The organism is Methanosarcina sp. (genome assembly GCF_035390745.1).
Taxonomy (GTDB): domain Archaea; phylum Halobacteriota; class Methanosarcinia; order Methanosarcinales; family Methanosarcinaceae; genus Methanosarcina.
In genome coordinates this window covers 24,730-41,516 of sequence record NZ_DAOOUJ010000026.1, presented here as the reverse complement: position 1 = coordinate 41,516, position 16,787 = coordinate 24,730, and the positions used below count along the sequence as shown (strand labels likewise).

The window sequence follows — 16,787 nt, the reverse complement described above, 5'->3', positions numbered from 1 at the left end:
AAATCTCAAATGGGAATTCTGCCATTATTTTTCGCCTCCTAAATCCAAATTATAATGCATTTATAAGTTCATCAAGGGCAGCATAGTGGTCTGCCTTGCTAAGGTTTCCGAAAGACATTGTTGCGTTCTGGATGTAGTTTCTGTCAATTGCGATTGCTTTTATGTTGCTGAAGTTTTTAGTTCCGGACAGTACCTGGTTGATGTAGTATTTTATGTGTCCCAGAACGATAAGGGTATCATAGGTCCCTTTTCCATCAAGCCCGGGCCAGTTAGGGTCTGTGACATAGAAACCAAGCTGATGAAGGTTGATGTATTTGGCATCCACATCCTTGTCAACAAAGCCAGGCATAGAGCTTCCAGTAGCTGCAATAGGAATATTTGCTTTCTGTGCAATCTTCACTGCTCTGTCCAGGAGTTCAGGATCAAGGACCTTTGTCCCTACCACGAGAAGTGGTCTCTTTGCCTTTGAAATCAACTTGGCTGCAACCTCAGGGGTTGTTGCTTTTGAAGTTGTCACTCCGTAGCTGGTAAAGAGTTTGGTGTTTTTAGTAGTGTCTACCATTTTCAGGCCCCCTTGCAAAGTCTCTTGAGGTTAGTGGGCTGTGCTGAGACATCGAACTTAATCTTCGGACCGGAGATGATCTTCTTCCTCTTCCAGTCAATTTCCCAGCCGTGTTCTGATTCCAGTTTCTTGAGGAGTTCTTCACGCTTGGCAAGTGGGAGGTCGGCTTCGTTTCTGACAAATTTCCACCAGTCTTCCGGTTCTACACCAAGGTACTTCTTGGAGAGCTCCATCCAGTGGGTCAGCTTTATGGATCTACCCATGTTGTTGTCGGATGGACGGATGCAGGCTTTTGCCATCATTGGAAGTGCTTCCTGCCAGGTTTCTGCGGTTGTCAGCAGGAATTCAGGTGCTGGTGGGATGTTCATTTCTGAGCCGTCTCTTGCATCAAAGACTTTCCACTTTGATTCGTCATAGTTCTTGGCGATCAGAGCTCTCCTGTACTTGGAGCTGTGTGGACCGAGCACAGCAGGAATACCATAAATGTTACATCCAGTACCGATTGATGCTGCCTTCTGTGAGTATGCACCCCAGGCAAGTCCGCAAGCACCTACACGGTTGAGGGTATAGTCAGCAATTTCAGCAAGGTTTCCAGCAAGGTTCCTTCCGGCGAAAATTCCTGCAACTTTCTCTGCGGCTCCACTGATGTGCGCATTGGACACACAGGACCCGGTGTTGAGCAATCCACCACCAGCGAATGTACCCGGATACCTTTCGTAAAGGGTCTTACCTTCCTCATCTTTGTACATGCCTATGTCCATTGCAGAACATCCGCTCACCACCACGAGATAGTTTCTCTTCAGGAACTCTTCGGCAATGTTGTAGACGTCTTTGGTACCGGATGGATAGTTCGGACATCCGATGATCGCAATGATACCCGGAGTAGTTCCCATAACGAGGTTCAGACCTTCTGCTCTGATTTCTGCATCGCTTGCCTGACCTCTGCCAGCTCTTACAAAGCCCTTTTCTTCGGCAATGGCCTTTTGTGCAGCCTTTTCTATTACGTTAAGGATTGGAATTTCTTTCTTACAGACCTGTTCACAGCGGCGGCACCCTATACAGACATCGTGGATAGCTTCAAGATACTCGTAACTTCCCCTGGCTGCATTTTCCAGGGCTTCCGGGATGTCGAGCTCTTCAGGACAGGCCAGCAGACATTCTCCACACTGGGCACACTTGTCTATATATGCTTTGAACTCTTCATCAGTCGGAATTGCTGTAATTCCTTCTGCGTCACGGATTGGAGCCATTACCTGAGCAATCTTCGGGACGAGTTCTCCGAGCTTTACATAGTCCAGCATCACACAGCCAGGAATCACTCCTGACTTAATTTCCTCAACTATTGAATCTACATCGGCATCCGTACGGTCAGGCAGTCCCATCATAATCTTTTCATTCGAAGCGATTACCGGGATCTTGAGTTTCATGGATTCTGATAATACATCACCACGGACACACTGTTCATCAACAACAATAACATCAGGCATTCCAGAGCGGATGACCTTAAGTTCCTTTGCCAGGGATCCTACAATCTTGGCGTATGGAGCTTTCCTGCCAGATTCCTTGTACCTTGTCATGTCAAATGCTGTACAGCAAAGTCCAGCAATTTCCATCTTGTCTATCAGGTTGTTCTCTTCCATGTAGTCCATGATGTAGGTTACACCGGCTACGTTGTGCCCTATAGCAACGATAAGCGGCTTGGACTGATCAATGGATCCCATCCCGATCTCTATGAGTGGAGCTTCAGGATCGGCTTTCGGGAAATCATATGCTGTAATCTGGGCAATATCAGAAACTTCCATACCCACGTGGTCCAGGCTGCCGCTGAAGAGGGCTTTAGAGTCGTAGTCGATTTCTGCGCTTTCCTGACCTGCGTGGATGGTTGCAAGGAGCTGGGTGAGCTGTTCTTCAACATATTCCATCGCTGGTTTACATTCTCCAAGTGTCTTTGGGCTGAGCCCTGTGCAGATTGTAACGTTTGGGGTTAAGACGTTTGACTCTCCAAGGTTGAGCGGGAGATCTTCACCAAAGACCTCTATTACGTGGTCAAGCAGGTGGCGGCCGTGAGCAGCGTGACATGCAGTACCTGTAATTACGCGGAGGAAAAATTCCCTTGCTGTCTGGCCTGCCATATCAATACCACAGGCACCTCTCTTGTTTCCTGACAGGTCACATGGTCCATAAGTGCAGTAGCAGCACTGGTCACACATGGGGGTCAGAACAGGCTCATAGCGGTTCAGCAGGAGTAAGTTCCAGTCGTTCCTGTAAGCTGCCATGCTTGCCAGGGGTGTGGGACCTGTGGGACCTAACTCCTTTTCTTTTTTTTCAGCAGCCTCCTTTGCTGCCCCTACGATATTATTGATAGTGATCTGAACGGATTCAAGATCTTCTATCGAAAAACTCCCAGTAGTTAGTTTGCTCATTTTAGCTTTACCTCCTAAATACGCTTAAAGTCGCTTCATCAGACGATTCGTTGAAAGCCTAAGCTATTTAAATGACATTTTTAGAGATCGTTTTTAACTTTTTATAGAATTTACACACTTACAATACAAAACCAAGTACAGTAAATTAAGCAGTTAAAACTTGAGTTTTTAGAGAATTGGGAGTCCACTGCTTTTATTTTGACATCAAGTGAGTAAGTCCTATAGTGAATTTGTGATCTCAGAAAAATAAAAGAGATCCTGAAGACTATCCGAAAAGTTCTATGAATGTTGTAAGTTTACAATTGGGCAACTAGTGTTTATTATCCGGAATCCGTTCATTTGTGATCGACCAATTGTAGAATTACTTAGGTCACAGCACTTTTCGGACAAACCTTTAAATTACACATAAGCGACGTGTTATAAATAATTTCCATTTTTGTTCGATAAAAATATAATAATAAAAATTAGGAAGTCAACTCTTTGATTATTAGAAGGTAGAAGTTCAATGCTTTTGTTTTATACCTCAAGTGGGTAAGTTCAATAGTATACTTTATGGCCTCTGAATAATGAAAGAGATCTTAGAACCAATCTGATGCGCTCTATGCATATTGTAATATATCAATTAGACAATTGTTGTTCATTATCCGGAATCCATTCATTTATGATCTGCCAGCTATAGAACTACAGCAGGTCACAGCACTTTTCGGATAAACTCATAAATTACACATAAGCGCGTGTTATAAATAGTTTCCATTTTTGTTCGATTAAAATATAAAATAAAAAATTAAGCAGTTAAATCTTGAATTTTTCAGGGATTGAGGAATTCACTGCCCCTATTCAAGCTTAAGTGGGAAGTCCGATAGTGAATTTTGTGATCTAAGAAAAATAAACGATAACTTGGAGCCTATCCGAAAAGTTCTATGAATGTTGTAAGTTTACAATTGGACAATTAGTGTTCATTATCCGGAATCCGTTCATTTGTGATCGCTGATTGTAGAAGTTACAGCAGGTAATAGTACTTTTCGGATAAACTCTTAAATTACACATAAGCGACGTATTATATATACTTTCCATTTTTGTTCGCTTGAAATATAAAATTAAAAAAATTCCGCTTTATTATCTCGTCTAAACTCTGATGGATCTTTGATTCGTGATAAAGCACAAAATACGGCACAATCTGCTCATTTTTTGTGAGGAGAAACAAGAAATTATTCGAACAAAAGGTAAAAATAAAGTTCAGTGATTAACAGAACTTTTACGCTAAATCTGGTATAAAAAGAAGAAAATAGCCGCAGGACCAGCAGGCACATGATAGAAAACTGTTAAGTAAATGTCATAGTTGTAATCGCAGGTTATACAGCTATGGGTTTATTGTTATTGGTTTCAGATTTTGAGTATGGGATTTTTGTCCTGGATTCAAAAATCATGAACCCTGTTAATAGTTGAACTGCTGTAGCGTTAGATATTTATACCACTTCTCTTTTGAGTATTTTGAAATCCAATTGGGACAAGTGGAATACCAGGAATCCCAGAAGCTGCTTATTGCAAACCCTGTAAAATTATGCTAATTATTTCCGTAATTATTAACGTATCCCTGAAAGTGCTTGAAGCTATTTGTCTTTGCGACCTTTTACCGATATCAGATTTGTGTTTACTCCAGCCTTTAATGGTGATATTAAGGCCATACTTTGAATGCTTTAAACAAAATATACTGGTCGATAGATTTTTATTACGTGTCGCATAGTGTAATTCGATGGTCAATAGAGTTAAGCGCAGAGTATCTTGCTTTCCAAAGGCCACCTATTTCAAGCCCAGAGAGATCCCTCTTTGCTGTCTGGAAATCGCCAACCTATCCATAGAAGAGCTTGAGGCTATTCGTCTTTGCGACCTTCTCCAGATGGAGCAGAGTGAGGCTGCTGACAAAATGGGAATATCCCGGAAAACTCTCTGGAACGACCTTCTAAGGGCACGACAGAAAGTGGCTGATGCTCTTGTCAACGGAAAAGCGATTGAGATCTTCGGCGGGGAATATGTCAATAGTGGTGAATGCAGGGTAGATTTTCTCTGCAAAGAATGCGATCATGTGTGGGAATCCAAATGCAACCAGTGCCGTCCCACAAGCTGTCCGAATTGTGGTTCCAATCTAATTTTCCGACTCGGCGGAGATGGACGAGGAAAAAGGTTTGTTGAGAATGATTACTGCTGCCCTAAAAAAAAGGAAAGCAGCAAAAATTCTGATAAGGAAGCAAAAAAATGACAATACTGGTCATACTGATGAGTGATGGGGACTGAAAATTAAATCAAGGTGTTTTCAGGAGTTACGGGCAATATTAACACACTGCCAGCGATTAATGTAATCAGTCCTTGTTTTATACCCTATTTTACAACAAGCTCAAAGATAAATTTGATGCATATAAAAAAGCTTACAGGCTCCGGGTTGAAACGGAAGACATGGAAGCGCAACAAAAAGCTTATTGAAGAGAAAAAGAAAATAACAAAATGTGAATTTGCGGGAAACTTCATGTTCTCGGTTATATTCAGGAATACAAGGAAATAGATGATCAAAATTTAGCGGAATTGACTTATGATAAAAAAGAAAATAAATCTGCTAAAAAAACCACTCAACCCTTTTAGCGTTATTTTTTGGGCTTTCATAATTGTGGTTTTTGCCGTTTTGGGGCTGTTTTTTAAACGGAAAAAGGCAAAAAAATAGATAATAGTTCATGGGAAGAAAGAAGAGATTTATATGAAGCGTTATAGATCCATATCGTCTTTAAAAAGCAGCAAGTAACCTGCCTTGCCAGTGGCCGCCTGATATCTTCCCGCTTCGTTATCATGCGGGCGTGGAGGAAGTTTTCAGATGAATTTTAACAGGAAATTGGCGACTCCTTCAGAGCCAACAGGGCGCTGCGGGATATCTGCGCACCTGAAACTTTCATTTTTTCGTTATCGGAATTATTCACGTAATCTATGCTGAATCAGAGAATGGGATAGATTCCTCACCAAGGTTTATGCCTCCATTCCCTCAATTCTATGGGCAGGCCATCAGGGTCTGTAATCTCGGCGCGAATGGATACTCCCAGATCTATCGGTCCCCAGGTAACGTAGATGCCATGATCACGCAAGTAACTGGTTGCTGCTTCCATCGATTCGACTTCCAGGGCAATCGCACGGTAGCCCACGGTCATCGAGGCGGGCATCGGAGAAGGATTTTCAATATGCAGTAATTCAATGACTGTGTCGCCCAGCTGCAGGTAGGCGATCTCTTTCAGCGGTCCGACCTGAACCGGCATCTGCGACACCAGACGAAACTCCAGTATATCCCGGTAGAAAGCCATCGATCTGTCAAAATCACCCGGTAGAATCTCCACATGGTCAATACGTTTAAACATTGCTTATTCCTCCCTTAATTCTCATATTATAAACCCAGTGTAATAATAATAGTTTCATTAAAATATATTTCATAAACGTCTGGATATGTCCAGGGTTTCAACTGTACTGGAAAACCCATAAATTTATTAATAGCGTCGTTTCAAGCATAAAAATTTTGTACTGATGCAGAAAATAATATCAGATGATTTGAAAAGGAGAGCTTATGAAACACTTCATCACACAGGACACGCCTGTTACGGAAGAAGCACTTAATGTCATCGCTCATTTGCCCACGAAAAGTCTTTCTGCGATAGTTGAAGATGGATTCTTCTTTAAGCTGAGCGACCGCGATATTATGCGTATAGCAGTTTTACTTGCGCAAAAAAGCTATGACGAGGGCGGCTGCCCCATTGGCGGCGTCATTATTGATAACAATACTCGCCGGATTGTCGGCAAAGGGCATAATACGCTTGTGCAGGATAACAACCCTTACAACCACGGTGAAACTTCAGCAATACGCGATGCAGGACGGCAGGACTTCAGCATTACAACGATTTTCACGACACTCAGTCCCTGTGACATCTGTGCCACTTTGATATATATGCGCCAGTTTGACCGTGTGGTAGTCGGCGATGTTACGAATGCTTCGGGAAATGAACAGATGCTGCGCGAAAAGGGGGTCAAAGTGGATATCCTTGAAGACCCTGCTGGAATAGCACTGTATGCGAAATATAGGGCCGAAAAGCCTGATCTGGAAATGGAAGACTGGAAAGGTCTAGCTGCTGTTCGCAGGGTTCGGCCCTGATAAATGGAAAATATTTATGGAAGCCTGCGAGCTCTTAATTCTGTAACAAAGACTGGCAGGATCTGGATTAATTATACAGGTCTGGAACTTTATCCCTGCTTCAAGGATAGGTATTTGTTGTTATTAGCAGTTACCCTACTAATTTACTAATACTGTTTACAAATAATAAGAAAATCAAATAGGTGTATAGTTCTATGGTTGATAATAGCTCTATAAGTTCACATAATAATCCCGAAAAAAGGAATAGTCCTTTTAAGAATATGCTGAATAACGTGAAAAATTTCATGAAAAAAAATGGAGAAGCTAACAAGCCATCTTCTGTTGAATCATCCAGAACCGAAAAAAACCAAGATTCAAATACTCCAAAAATTGAGGCATATAAAAAAAGGGAAGTTAAGAGCTCAAAGCGTGTAATGAGAGCTAATAAGAATGAACAAAAGCTTCCAGAGAAATTTAAAAAGGGCTGGTAATCGATATTACGAACCCGATTTAAATATTCGGCATTTATAATGCCGGGATTTTCCGCAAAGTGATTTATTAGTTGAGAAGGATTTTTAAGGATCTAGCGGATTTTACAGAATATTTACCTGGCATGAAAGTGCTCTCAAGTGCTTTCATTTTTTGAGTATTTTATTCGAAGAATATCATACACTTTTTTTCTCAGTTACATTGTATCCGTGTAATTAAGGGGATTTAATAATAATATTAAAAATGTCCTCTCACCATAGCTATTTATCCTGTCCAAAGGTATTTATTCAAACAGTTTAATGACAGATAGAGATTAACAGTTTAATGAAAGATAGGGATTTACAGTGCAAAGAATACAATCAAAAGAATATTTCCATGCAGTACAGGCTTATTTTGCCGACCATAAGGATCCTGCCAGGGTATATTCGTTTCTTTTGAATACGCTATGGACAGATAAACACAAACTCTCCGACAGGATGTATTATGAGCGTGTCGATACGCTTAAAATGACGGATAATTGCATCAGCTTCTACACCGGTACAGAGTGCACTCTTGTATTATGTTCAAACCCTGAAAACCAGAATTCTAACCGAGATTACTTCTTTTTTGAAAATAAGTAAAGTCATTATAGCCTCTTCTTTTTACACCGATATAATAGAAGCTATCTGAACAGCCAGGGCTGTCTCTAGCGAAAAGAACACAGTTATGGAAGTGTGGGGATGGAGTATTAATCCGACTGAAATAGAAGATTTAAGTCTCGAAGATGAGATCAAAAAGCCATGGTAGAAGTTCTGGTAACCTGTCTGTTTGCTTATCTTCATAAACTAGAAGGTACAATCTTCATAAACTAGAAGATACAATAATAGCTTGGGGTGAACAACTGTGCAGAAATTAATGAAAATAGTGGGATATGCCCTGGCAATAGTAGGGGCTGCTTACGTTGTAAAACACATCACGCATTGCGAAAAATGCCGCTCTATGCGCGGCTGGCATAAAATAAAAGTAGAAGACGAAAAGCCAGCCGGTTCAACTGAATCACATAAAATAAAAGTAGAAGAGGAAGAACGAAAAGGTTCAAGGTACGGTTCAAATCCGATCCGTTACTGAAGATAGGCTTACACAAAAGGATCAATTCCAGATAAATTGCCATCAGTAGGAATACTTTTCACACGTGTAGCTCAATTATCAGGTACTCGAAGAAGATTTCTACTGACTGCAGCAGCCTGGGAAATTGATCCTGAAGCTGTAGACACACTCAAATTTTCTCAAGAGCCTGCTCTAAATCCGCAATTATATCCTCAGCATCTTCAATTCCTATAGACAGCCTCACAAGCCCATCAGTAATGCCAACCTTTTCCCTCACGTCTTTTGGGATGCAGGCATGTGTCATGGAAGCGGGATGCTGGATGAGGGTATCAGTCGCACCCAGGCTTACTGCAAGGGAACACAGCCTGACGCTGTTCATAAGTTTGCTTCCGGCTGCAATCCCGCCTTTTATTCCGAAGGAAAGCATGCCGCCGTAGCCGCTCATTTGTTTTTTTGCAACCTCATGCTGTGGATGAGACGGAAGCCCGGGATACCTTACCCATTCTACTGCAGGATGGGACTCAAGGAAGTTTGCGACCTTCAGGGCATTTTCTGCATGCCTTTCCATCCGGATGTGCAGGGTCTTAAGCCCCCTTATGCAGAGCCAGGCTTCGTGAAGGCCCATGATCCCGCCTGTGTATCCGACAACCTTTGCCAGATTTTTCATGAAATCCCTCTTACCTACTACTATCCCGCCGAGAAGGTCTGCATGCCCGCCTATGTATTTTGTACAGCTGCTAAGGGAGACGTCCGCTCCTAGCAGAAGCGGCTTCTGGAAATAGGGCGTAGCAAAGGTATTATCCACTGCACATATGGCTCCCTGTGCACGTGCAAGCCCGGCAATCTCCCTGATGTCGCACACATTCAGAGTAGGGTTGGCAGGTGTTTCCAGAAAAACCATTCTGGTTTCTGGCTTGAGTGCCCTTTTTACGTTTTCGACATCTGTAGTGTCTGCAAAAGTGACATCTATACCGAGCCCGGGAAGGATTTCCGAAAAGAGGCTGTAGGTGCAGCCGTAAACCACATCCGTTGAAATCATGTGGTCTCCCTGTTTGAGGGCAGTAAGTACAACTGCGGTTATTGCTGCCATTCCTGAAGCAAAGGTCTGGCCTGTTTCTCCTCCTTCAAGCGCAGCAAACTTTTCTGAGAGGACTGCGTGTGTGGGTGTGTTCGGAGGAATGCGGGTGTAGATATATCCGGTTTCCTCTCCTGCAAACCTGGCAGCTCCCTGTTCGACATTCTCAAAAATAAACGTTGAAGTCTGAAATATAGGGGTCGTATGCGCCCCGAAGACAGGGTCAGGTTTTTCTCCTGCATGCACACATCTTGTTGCAAACTTAAGTTCTCTTTCCATATCCCATAAACCCTCTGTTAAAATTAATGCCCGGAATAATTATCTGTCATTCCGGTAATTATTTGTTTGGAAGAACAGGAAGAAAAATGGGTTAAGGTCTGCCTGGACTTAACAAATAAAACTTGTTTTGGGCAGTTACATCAGAAATTTTAAAAATATACAGGCTATATACGTGAAGTAAAAAGCCGCAATTGCCCTAGAAGAAATTACGGATGTTGCGCCAGAAGCAACCTAAAACGTTAAAGGAAGGCCTTCCGTGATAAAATCCATACTCGATAACGATCTTTATAAGTTCACCATGCAGATGGCTGTACTGGAACTATTTCCAAAAGCAGAAGCAGAATACCGTTTCACTAATCGGGGATCTCAGCGTTTTTCCGAAGAGTTTGTAGAAGAACTCAGAAGGGTCATAGACGAAGAAATCTCTGGACTAAGGCTGACAGAAGACGAATATTACTGGCTTGGTGAAAACTGTCCTTTTCTGAAGCCTATGTACCTTGAATACCTCAAAAACTTCCGCTTCAAGCCAGAAGAGGTAGAGGTCTGTCTTAACAGGGAAAAAGAACTGGACATGAGGATAAAAGGACCATGGCACAGCACGATTCTATGGGAAATAGTCCTGATGGCTGCGGTTTCAGAACTCTACTTCACGACTGTAGAAAAAGAGTGGAAAGGCGGTAAGAAAAATTCAGGCACATCAGAATCCATACTTGAAGCCTATGGGGAAAAAATTCTGGAAATCGGAAAAGTTCTTGAGGAGAACGGCTGCCTTTTTGCAGAATTTGGGACCCGCAGGCGGAGAAGTTTTGAACTTCATGACCATGTAATGAAAAAACTTGTGCAGATAAAAACCCTGACAGGGACAAGTAATGTTTATTTTGCTAAAAAATACGGTGTGAAACCCATAGGTACTGTAGGGCACGAATGGATTATGGGCACTTCAGCCCTTGTGGGGCTCAGGTACGCTAACCGCTTCGCTTTTGAAAACTGGGTGGAGGTTTATAACGGAGACCTTGGAATCGCCCTTACAGACACCTTTGGCTCGGAAGCTTTTTTCAAAGACATGGACCTCAAGCTGTCAAAGATCTATGATGGTTTCAGGCATGACAGCGGAGACCCTTTCGCCTTTGTGGACAGGGTAATAGAGCATTACAGAAAAATGGGCATTGACCCCATGAAGAAAGTAATCGTTTTCAGCGACGCCCTCGATGCCGAAGCTGCAGTCAGGCTCAAAAAGTACTGCCAGGGAAAAATTGCCTGCAGTTTCGGAATAGGCACAAGCCTTACCAACAACTCCGAATTCTTCCGGGAAAGCCCTCCCCTGAACATGGTGATTAAACTCCACAGCATTAACGGGATTCCGGTAGTGAAACTGAGCGACTCTCCCGAAAAAGAGACCGGAGAAAGGGACGCTCTGAGGGTTGCAAACTATATTGTGGGAAGAAAAGGGCTTGACGAATAATAAAAAGAGGCTCCCTTCCCGGGATAAACCTTCGGAAGGGCCGACTTTAAAACCGTTAATTTTTGGGTAATTTAAGGTGCAGATCGGAGCTTTATCACAACAATTTCCGAATCACCGGCATTGGCTGCATTTGAGTCAATGATAGAACCATTATCCAGACGACCTGTCTGACTATTATCTGAACTATTTATAGAATCAGTAACGGAATTGTTCCCGGGATTCCGTCCCTCAAAAACTATTTTTGATCCGTCAGGGCTCCACCTGGGGACAGAATCAAATTTTCCGGTGTTGTTTGTGAGCCTTGCTCTATAGTTTCCTTCGATATCCCTGACCCAGATATCAGGGCTTCCCCCTTCATCTGATACGTATGCTATCCATTTCCCTTCAGGGCTGAAAGAGGGATTCCACTCATTATATGATGTATTCGTCAACTGCGTCTGGTTTGTGCCATGGTAGTCTATTACCCACAGATCATCTTTGCCCTGCGAATCCTTTGCACTGTAGATTACTCTTAATCCAAGAGGGCACCAGTCCTTTCCAATTCCCACGTTTTCTGATGTCCCAAGTCTGGATTTGTTGTTTCCGTTACGGTCAACTATCCATAATTGAGAAGGACTGCCTGCAGATTCCTGTGTATAGGTAATCATTTTCCCGAGGCGGCACCATGAACCCCCGCTTTCCGAGACATTCGAATCAATGGCAACAGGGGTTAAGGTCCTGTTTTCCAGGTTTGCCAGATAAAGATCAAGTTGAGAGCCAGTTGATTTTATGAGAACCAGGTCTCTCCCATCAGGACTTAAATCAGTGAAGCCGCTAAGGTTTCCTTCTCCAATGCCGGTCCGTTCTGTTTCGCTGCCGTTTGCCTTCATTCGATAAGATTCGAAACCATCGGATTCGTTTCTTTCAACAGTATACAGAATGTACTCTCCGTCTGCTGTCCATAAAGGAGAGAGTTCCGATTCGGGACTGTCAGTGAGAAAAGTGATATTTTCTACAAGATCATCTGCAGGAATTATCTCTTCATAACCAGAAATTTTTCCTGCTGCAATACAGATTAAGCCGGAATCGGAATCAAAATAATTTCTGGAAGCTTTTTCTGTGCTGTTCAATCCAGGTTCCTCTGTAAGGTTACCTGACCCGGACATTTCACCTGGTACTGCCCCTGCTGACAGGATAAGAATTACAAAGGACATTAACAAACATAAGTCTTTGATCATTTTTCTCATGAGTCTTCACCGTGAACTTAAAAAATTAATCTCATTATTATATACAATTAATTATATATTGTATCGAAATTTTAATCCTGTATTTATCTCATTAACTGAATTCAGCAAATAAGTACCCATAAATGAAGGTTCTGATAGCCAGGGTTTGCAATCCGATACTATTTTAGAATACCAGAAAGTAGATTTCGGCTTCTTCCAATACTCCGGAAGCATTGCTAAGCCTGTGAGCAAAGAATTTCCTGAATATAAGTAAGTAAACAGAGGGAAAATTTTGGGGCTCAACATTTAAATAATTTTTGCACAATAAAAGCAGTATGCCTGTTCAAAAAAAGAGTAAATAAGGGAGTAAGGGCAAAAAAGGATTTTTTAAGGTTTTTTCAGTAAAAGGCAGTTCATCTTCTGGGACTTATCTCCTGTACACTTCCTGTTCCATGTACCCCATTTATCATTCCACTTCTGGCAGTGTTGTTATGAGTTGTATCCTTCAGCAAGGTTAACATTTACGTATACTACGCCCTCATTTGTATGTTTGTATGCGTAATCATCCGTAATTTCGGGCAACTCATCGGCTTCAGCCTGAGAGGTTACTATAGTACCTGCAGGGACGTATCTGCCGTCAGGGATAGTGACACCAATTACTGCCGATGTCGGTTCAAGCACACAGTTGTTTCCTACTTTAGACTTGAAAACGAATGCCTGCATTCCAATGAATGTGTCGTTTCCGACTGAGGCAGGGCCGTGTACCTGGGACTGGTGGGCGAGAGAAACCCTTTCACCAATATAGACCGCGTACTTTTGACCGTCAACCTCAACCAAGTTTTTCTCGACAGGCTCGCCTTCCTCATCTATCGTTTCAAGGGCATGGAGTACAACGCCGTCCTGGACATTGCTCTCATCTCCAACAAAGATCGGCATGCCTTCATCGCCCCTGATCGAAGCCATTGGAGAAACCATCACACTGGCGCCTATTGTCACATCCCCTATCACTGATGCCTGGGGGCTTATGTAAGCTGTGGGGTCAATTACCGGTTCTATTGGTTCGGGATTCCAGGGAGTCACAGGATTCGCCCGGATATTCAATACCTCGTTCTCAGCCGTTGAGTTTACATTACTTTTTTCTTCTGCTCCTTCACCCTGCGAGACACACCCGCTTACTGCAAGGGTAAGTGCCAGGGATAGAAGAAGGGCCATAAAAACCCTGTTAAATTTCATAAAAGTCCTCCAGTGACAGTGAGAAGATTGTAAATTATATAGGCATTTCTATTTTTATTTGAAAAATGATAAAATAATAAAAGTAAAATTATTTAGATATGACAAACAGGAGTGAATGACCCTTAAGCATAAGTGATCATCAGCCCTTATATCAAAAATTTCGCAAATCCAAAAAGCCTTATACATGAAAGATATACAGGATGTCATGCAGGCTGTGCTTCAGGTTCCCATAGAGTCAATATATGCTGATATGCCTGTATTTGCAGTTCTTGCAGTCTGGAATTTATTTGTTCTCCTAGTTATTTCAAAAAAGGTATATGAGTTCGCTTTAAAAACAGGAAGATCCTTCAACTCTTCAATATATTTTTCTCGAAAAGTGATTCATTTTCTGGCTGGCGGTTTGACTGCAATGCTCCTTCCTTTTGCTGCTCGCGAACCTATCCTCCCTTCACTGATGGCTTTCGGACTTGCTCTTGCGACATATATACCGCATAAACTCAACAGGCGAATGTACTGGTTTCAGGATCCGGAAAATATTTATGATGTGGATTTCACACTAAGCTGGGGATTTATAATACTTTTCACATGGTACATTGATAAGAGCTTCTGGCTTGGGGTTGTACCTGTACTTTTCATGGCATATGGAGACGGGATTACCGGAGTAATAAGAAACCTGAAGTATAATAAAAGGACAAAAGCCTGGGAAGGAACTGCAGGAATGCTCATTCTCTGCATAATCATAGGCGCACAGATGGGAGCTGCAGGAATTCTTGCAGGAATTATATGCTCATTTGTAGAAAGAATAGAAAATATGGATGACAACATTACAGTCCCTGCAGTTAGCCTAGCAATCCTTGTAGGAGCTTACTATTATTTTCCTTCGTTTACCGCTTCGTTCTATTGATCTTCAGGATGAATATTGAAAGAATTCACTTATTTTCTTGATTAAACCACTTTTCCAAGATCCCTGAATTATCTTTCCTGACTCTTGAACTATCTTTCCTTAATCTGATTTGAAATTTGACTCAAAAGAATGCTCGTTCTTAAATTATCCAGAATCAACAATCTAAAAGTTCTTATATCTTCGAAGGCAATATTATTAAAAAATGAAGAATGTTTGCAGATAGTTAAGTTATGGTTCTAATAAAGGACCATTCAAATTTCATGTTTTAGATCAAATATTAAAAACTCATGAATTCAACTTACTGAAACTGAATCATAAGCTAATATTGGTTGAAAAAAAAAAATCGTTTTCTTCAGGGTTTGCATGTGATAAATTCACAGCTTACAAACTTTAAAAAATACTTGAGAATTTATAAGGGAGCTTAAAGATTTACTGAGAGTTTTGTAAATTTTCCAATGAGCGATAAAATTGAATGGGGATGGAAAGATGGATGAGAATACAAAGAGTCTGATAAAGAAAGTAGAACACTCTGTTTTTGCTGGAAACAGGGCTGCTGCTGCAAAAGAGCTTGGGGAAATTGGGGATTTCGATGCTGTTCCTGCTCTGATTAAAGCTCTTGAAGACTCCAGCTCAAAGGTAAGAGCTGCTGCTTCAGAAGCACTCGGGGAAATTAATGACACTGATGCAGTACCCGGGCTTACAGAAATACTTGACGACCACGACAGCTCGGTCAAAAAATCTGCAATAATTGCTCTTGGAAAAATAGGCACCCCGGAAGCAGTTTCCGGGATTGTTAAAGGGTTCAGGGATCCGGATAAGCTAATACAGAAAGAATCGGTAAAAGCACTGATGAAAGTTGGGTCTCCAGAAGCTGTTTCAGGGCTTACCAGAGCTTTTGCCTGTCCGGACAGTCCTCTGAAAAGAATCTCGATAATAGCTCTTGGAAAAATAAACACTTATGAAGCAGCCTGCGGGATTATAAAAGCCCTCGAAGACCCGGACAACAGGGTAAGGGAGCAGGCTGTAGAAACCCTTGGAAAAAGAGGCAATCCCGATATCCTTGCAGAACTGATGGAAGTGCTCAGGGATTCAAGACAGCCGGTACAGGAGGCAGCATCAGAAGCCCTCTGCAAAATAATAGGGAAATCAGAGTCAGTACCTGTTCTGGCAAAAGCACTGGAAGCTTCTGATAGAAAGGTGAGAAGGACTTCCATAGAAGCGCTCTGGAAAATTGGTACGCCTGATGCTGTTTCCGCTCTTTTGAGTGAGATTGACGATGAAGATTGGTATTTGAGAAGCCGGGCTGCAGATGCACTTGCGGATATTGCTTCTCCCGAAGCTGCTCTTGGCCTTGTAAAAGCCTTTGATTCCCACGATACTCCTGTGAAGAAAGTGATAGTAAGCGCACTTGGAAAAATAGGAACGATTGAAACAATTGAAGGACTGGTCAAAGCCCTCGATGATCCTGACAGCTCGGTCCGGGAATCTGCAGTTCTGGGTCTTGGAAAGACAGGAAAAACTGAAGCCGTTCCTGGACTCCTGAAAGCTCTTCATGATTCAAAAAATACTGTGCAGGAGGCTGCTGCTGCATCACTTGGAGATATAAAGGCAAAAGAAGCCGTTCCTGAAATGCTGAAAATTCTGGAAGACCCTGATTCCCTTATACACAAAGCTGTAATCTCTTCACTTGAAAAAATTGGCACCCCGGAGGCGGTTTCAGGTCTTGCACGGGCAATTGAGAATCCTGACGCTTCTGTAAGAAAGGCTGCATTAAAAGCTCTGGAAAAAATAGAGAAATCCGGCAACGCAATAAATAAAATAGAAAACCTTGAAACTTCAGGCTTCAAGGTTTCTCACTAAAGTTATAAAGAAGCAAATCACATGCAATAATCTATCGCCAGGTCAATATCAAG

Annotated in this window: 13 protein-coding genes; 7 read left to right on the top strand and 6 right to left on the bottom strand. The window is 42.2% G+C overall.

Annotated features, from left to right (window positions below; translation table 11 throughout):
• Positions 1–49: 49 nt before the first annotated feature.
• A complete protein-coding gene (gene cdhB, locus PLL47_RS07980) occupies positions 50–562 on the bottom strand; it encodes a CO dehydrogenase/acetyl-CoA synthase complex subunit epsilon (RefSeq protein ID WP_324445661.1) in 513 nt (170 codons plus the stop codon).
• Between the two features lie 2 nt (positions 563–564).
• Positions 565–2,985 carry a CO dehydrogenase/acetyl-CoA synthase complex subunit alpha gene (gene cdhA, locus PLL47_RS07975; protein WP_324445660.1) on the bottom strand — a complete coding sequence of 807 codons (2,421 nt, stop codon included), beginning with the start codon at positions 2,983–2,985 and terminating at the stop codon, positions 565–567.
• Positions 2,986–4,738: 1,753 nt separating this feature from the next.
• Between cdhA and PLL47_RS14965 the strand changes: the two genes are divergently transcribed.
• The gene (locus tag PLL47_RS14965; protein ID WP_502883684.1) at positions 4,739–5,242 is read left to right on the top strand and encodes a DUF134 domain-containing protein; all 504 of its coding nucleotides are present in this window, start codon (positions 4,739–4,741) and stop codon (positions 5,240–5,242) included.
• Between the two features lie 742 nt (positions 5,243–5,984).
• Here PLL47_RS14965 and PLL47_RS07965 read toward each other — a convergent pair.
• Positions 5,985–6,377, bottom strand: coding sequence for a VOC family protein (locus PLL47_RS07965; RefSeq protein ID WP_324445659.1), 393 nt, complete (start codon positions 6,375–6,377; stop codon positions 5,985–5,987).
• Between the two features lie 203 nt (positions 6,378–6,580).
• Between PLL47_RS07965 and PLL47_RS07960 the strand changes: the two genes are divergently transcribed.
• The 3 genes from PLL47_RS07960 (at position 6,581) to PLL47_RS07950 (ending at position 8,737) form a co-directional block, all read left to right on the top strand.
• Complete coding sequence (locus PLL47_RS07960) at positions 6,581–7,162, top strand: nucleoside deaminase (protein WP_324445658.1); 582 nt, start codon at positions 6,581–6,583, stop codon at positions 7,160–7,162.
• 194 nt (positions 7,163–7,356) lie between these two features.
• The gene (locus tag PLL47_RS07955; protein ID WP_324445657.1) at positions 7,357–7,632 is read left to right on the top strand and encodes a hypothetical protein; all 276 of its coding nucleotides are present in this window, start codon (positions 7,357–7,359) and stop codon (positions 7,630–7,632) included.
• Positions 7,633–8,512: 880 nt separating this feature from the next.
• Positions 8,513–8,737, top strand: coding sequence for a hypothetical protein (locus PLL47_RS07950; protein ID WP_324445656.1), 225 nt, complete (start codon positions 8,513–8,515; stop codon positions 8,735–8,737).
• A 148-nt stretch (positions 8,738–8,885) separates the two neighbouring features.
• Here PLL47_RS07950 and PLL47_RS07945 read toward each other — a convergent pair whose 3' ends face one another.
• Positions 8,886–10,070 carry a trans-sulfuration enzyme family protein gene (locus PLL47_RS07945; protein ID WP_324445655.1) on the bottom strand — a complete coding sequence of 395 codons (1,185 nt, stop codon included), beginning with the start codon at positions 10,068–10,070 and terminating at the stop codon, positions 8,886–8,888.
• A 256-nt stretch (positions 10,071–10,326) separates the two neighbouring features.
• Here PLL47_RS07945 and pncB point away from each other — a divergent pair, with 256 nt between their 5' ends.
• Positions 10,327–11,532 carry a nicotinate phosphoribosyltransferase gene (gene pncB, locus PLL47_RS07940; RefSeq protein ID WP_324445654.1) on the top strand — a complete coding sequence of 402 codons (1,206 nt, stop codon included), beginning with the start codon at positions 10,327–10,329 and terminating at the stop codon, positions 11,530–11,532.
• Between the two features lie 71 nt (positions 11,533–11,603).
• Here pncB and PLL47_RS07935 read toward each other — a convergent pair whose 3' ends face one another.
• Entirely contained in the window at positions 11,604–12,758 is a 1,155-nt protein-coding gene (locus PLL47_RS07935) for a TolB family protein (RefSeq protein ID WP_324445653.1), read from the bottom strand.
• A gap of 468 nt (positions 12,759–13,226) precedes the next feature.
• Positions 13,227–13,970 carry a carbonic anhydrase gene (locus PLL47_RS07930; RefSeq protein ID WP_324445652.1) on the bottom strand — a complete coding sequence of 248 codons (744 nt, stop codon included), beginning with the start codon at positions 13,968–13,970 and terminating at the stop codon, positions 13,227–13,229.
• Between the two features lie 184 nt (positions 13,971–14,154).
• Here PLL47_RS07930 and PLL47_RS07925 point away from each other — a divergent pair, with 184 nt between their 5' ends.
• Both PLL47_RS07925 and PLL47_RS07920 read left to right on the top strand, forming a co-directional pair.
• Complete coding sequence (locus PLL47_RS07925) at positions 14,155–14,874, top strand: dolichol kinase (protein ID WP_324445651.1); 720 nt, start codon at positions 14,155–14,157, stop codon at positions 14,872–14,874.
• A 486-nt stretch (positions 14,875–15,360) separates the two neighbouring features.
• A complete protein-coding gene (locus tag PLL47_RS07920) occupies positions 15,361–16,734 on the top strand; it encodes a HEAT repeat domain-containing protein (RefSeq protein WP_324445650.1) in 1,374 nt (457 codons plus the stop codon).
• The last annotated feature ends 53 nt before the right edge of the window (positions 16,735–16,787 follow it).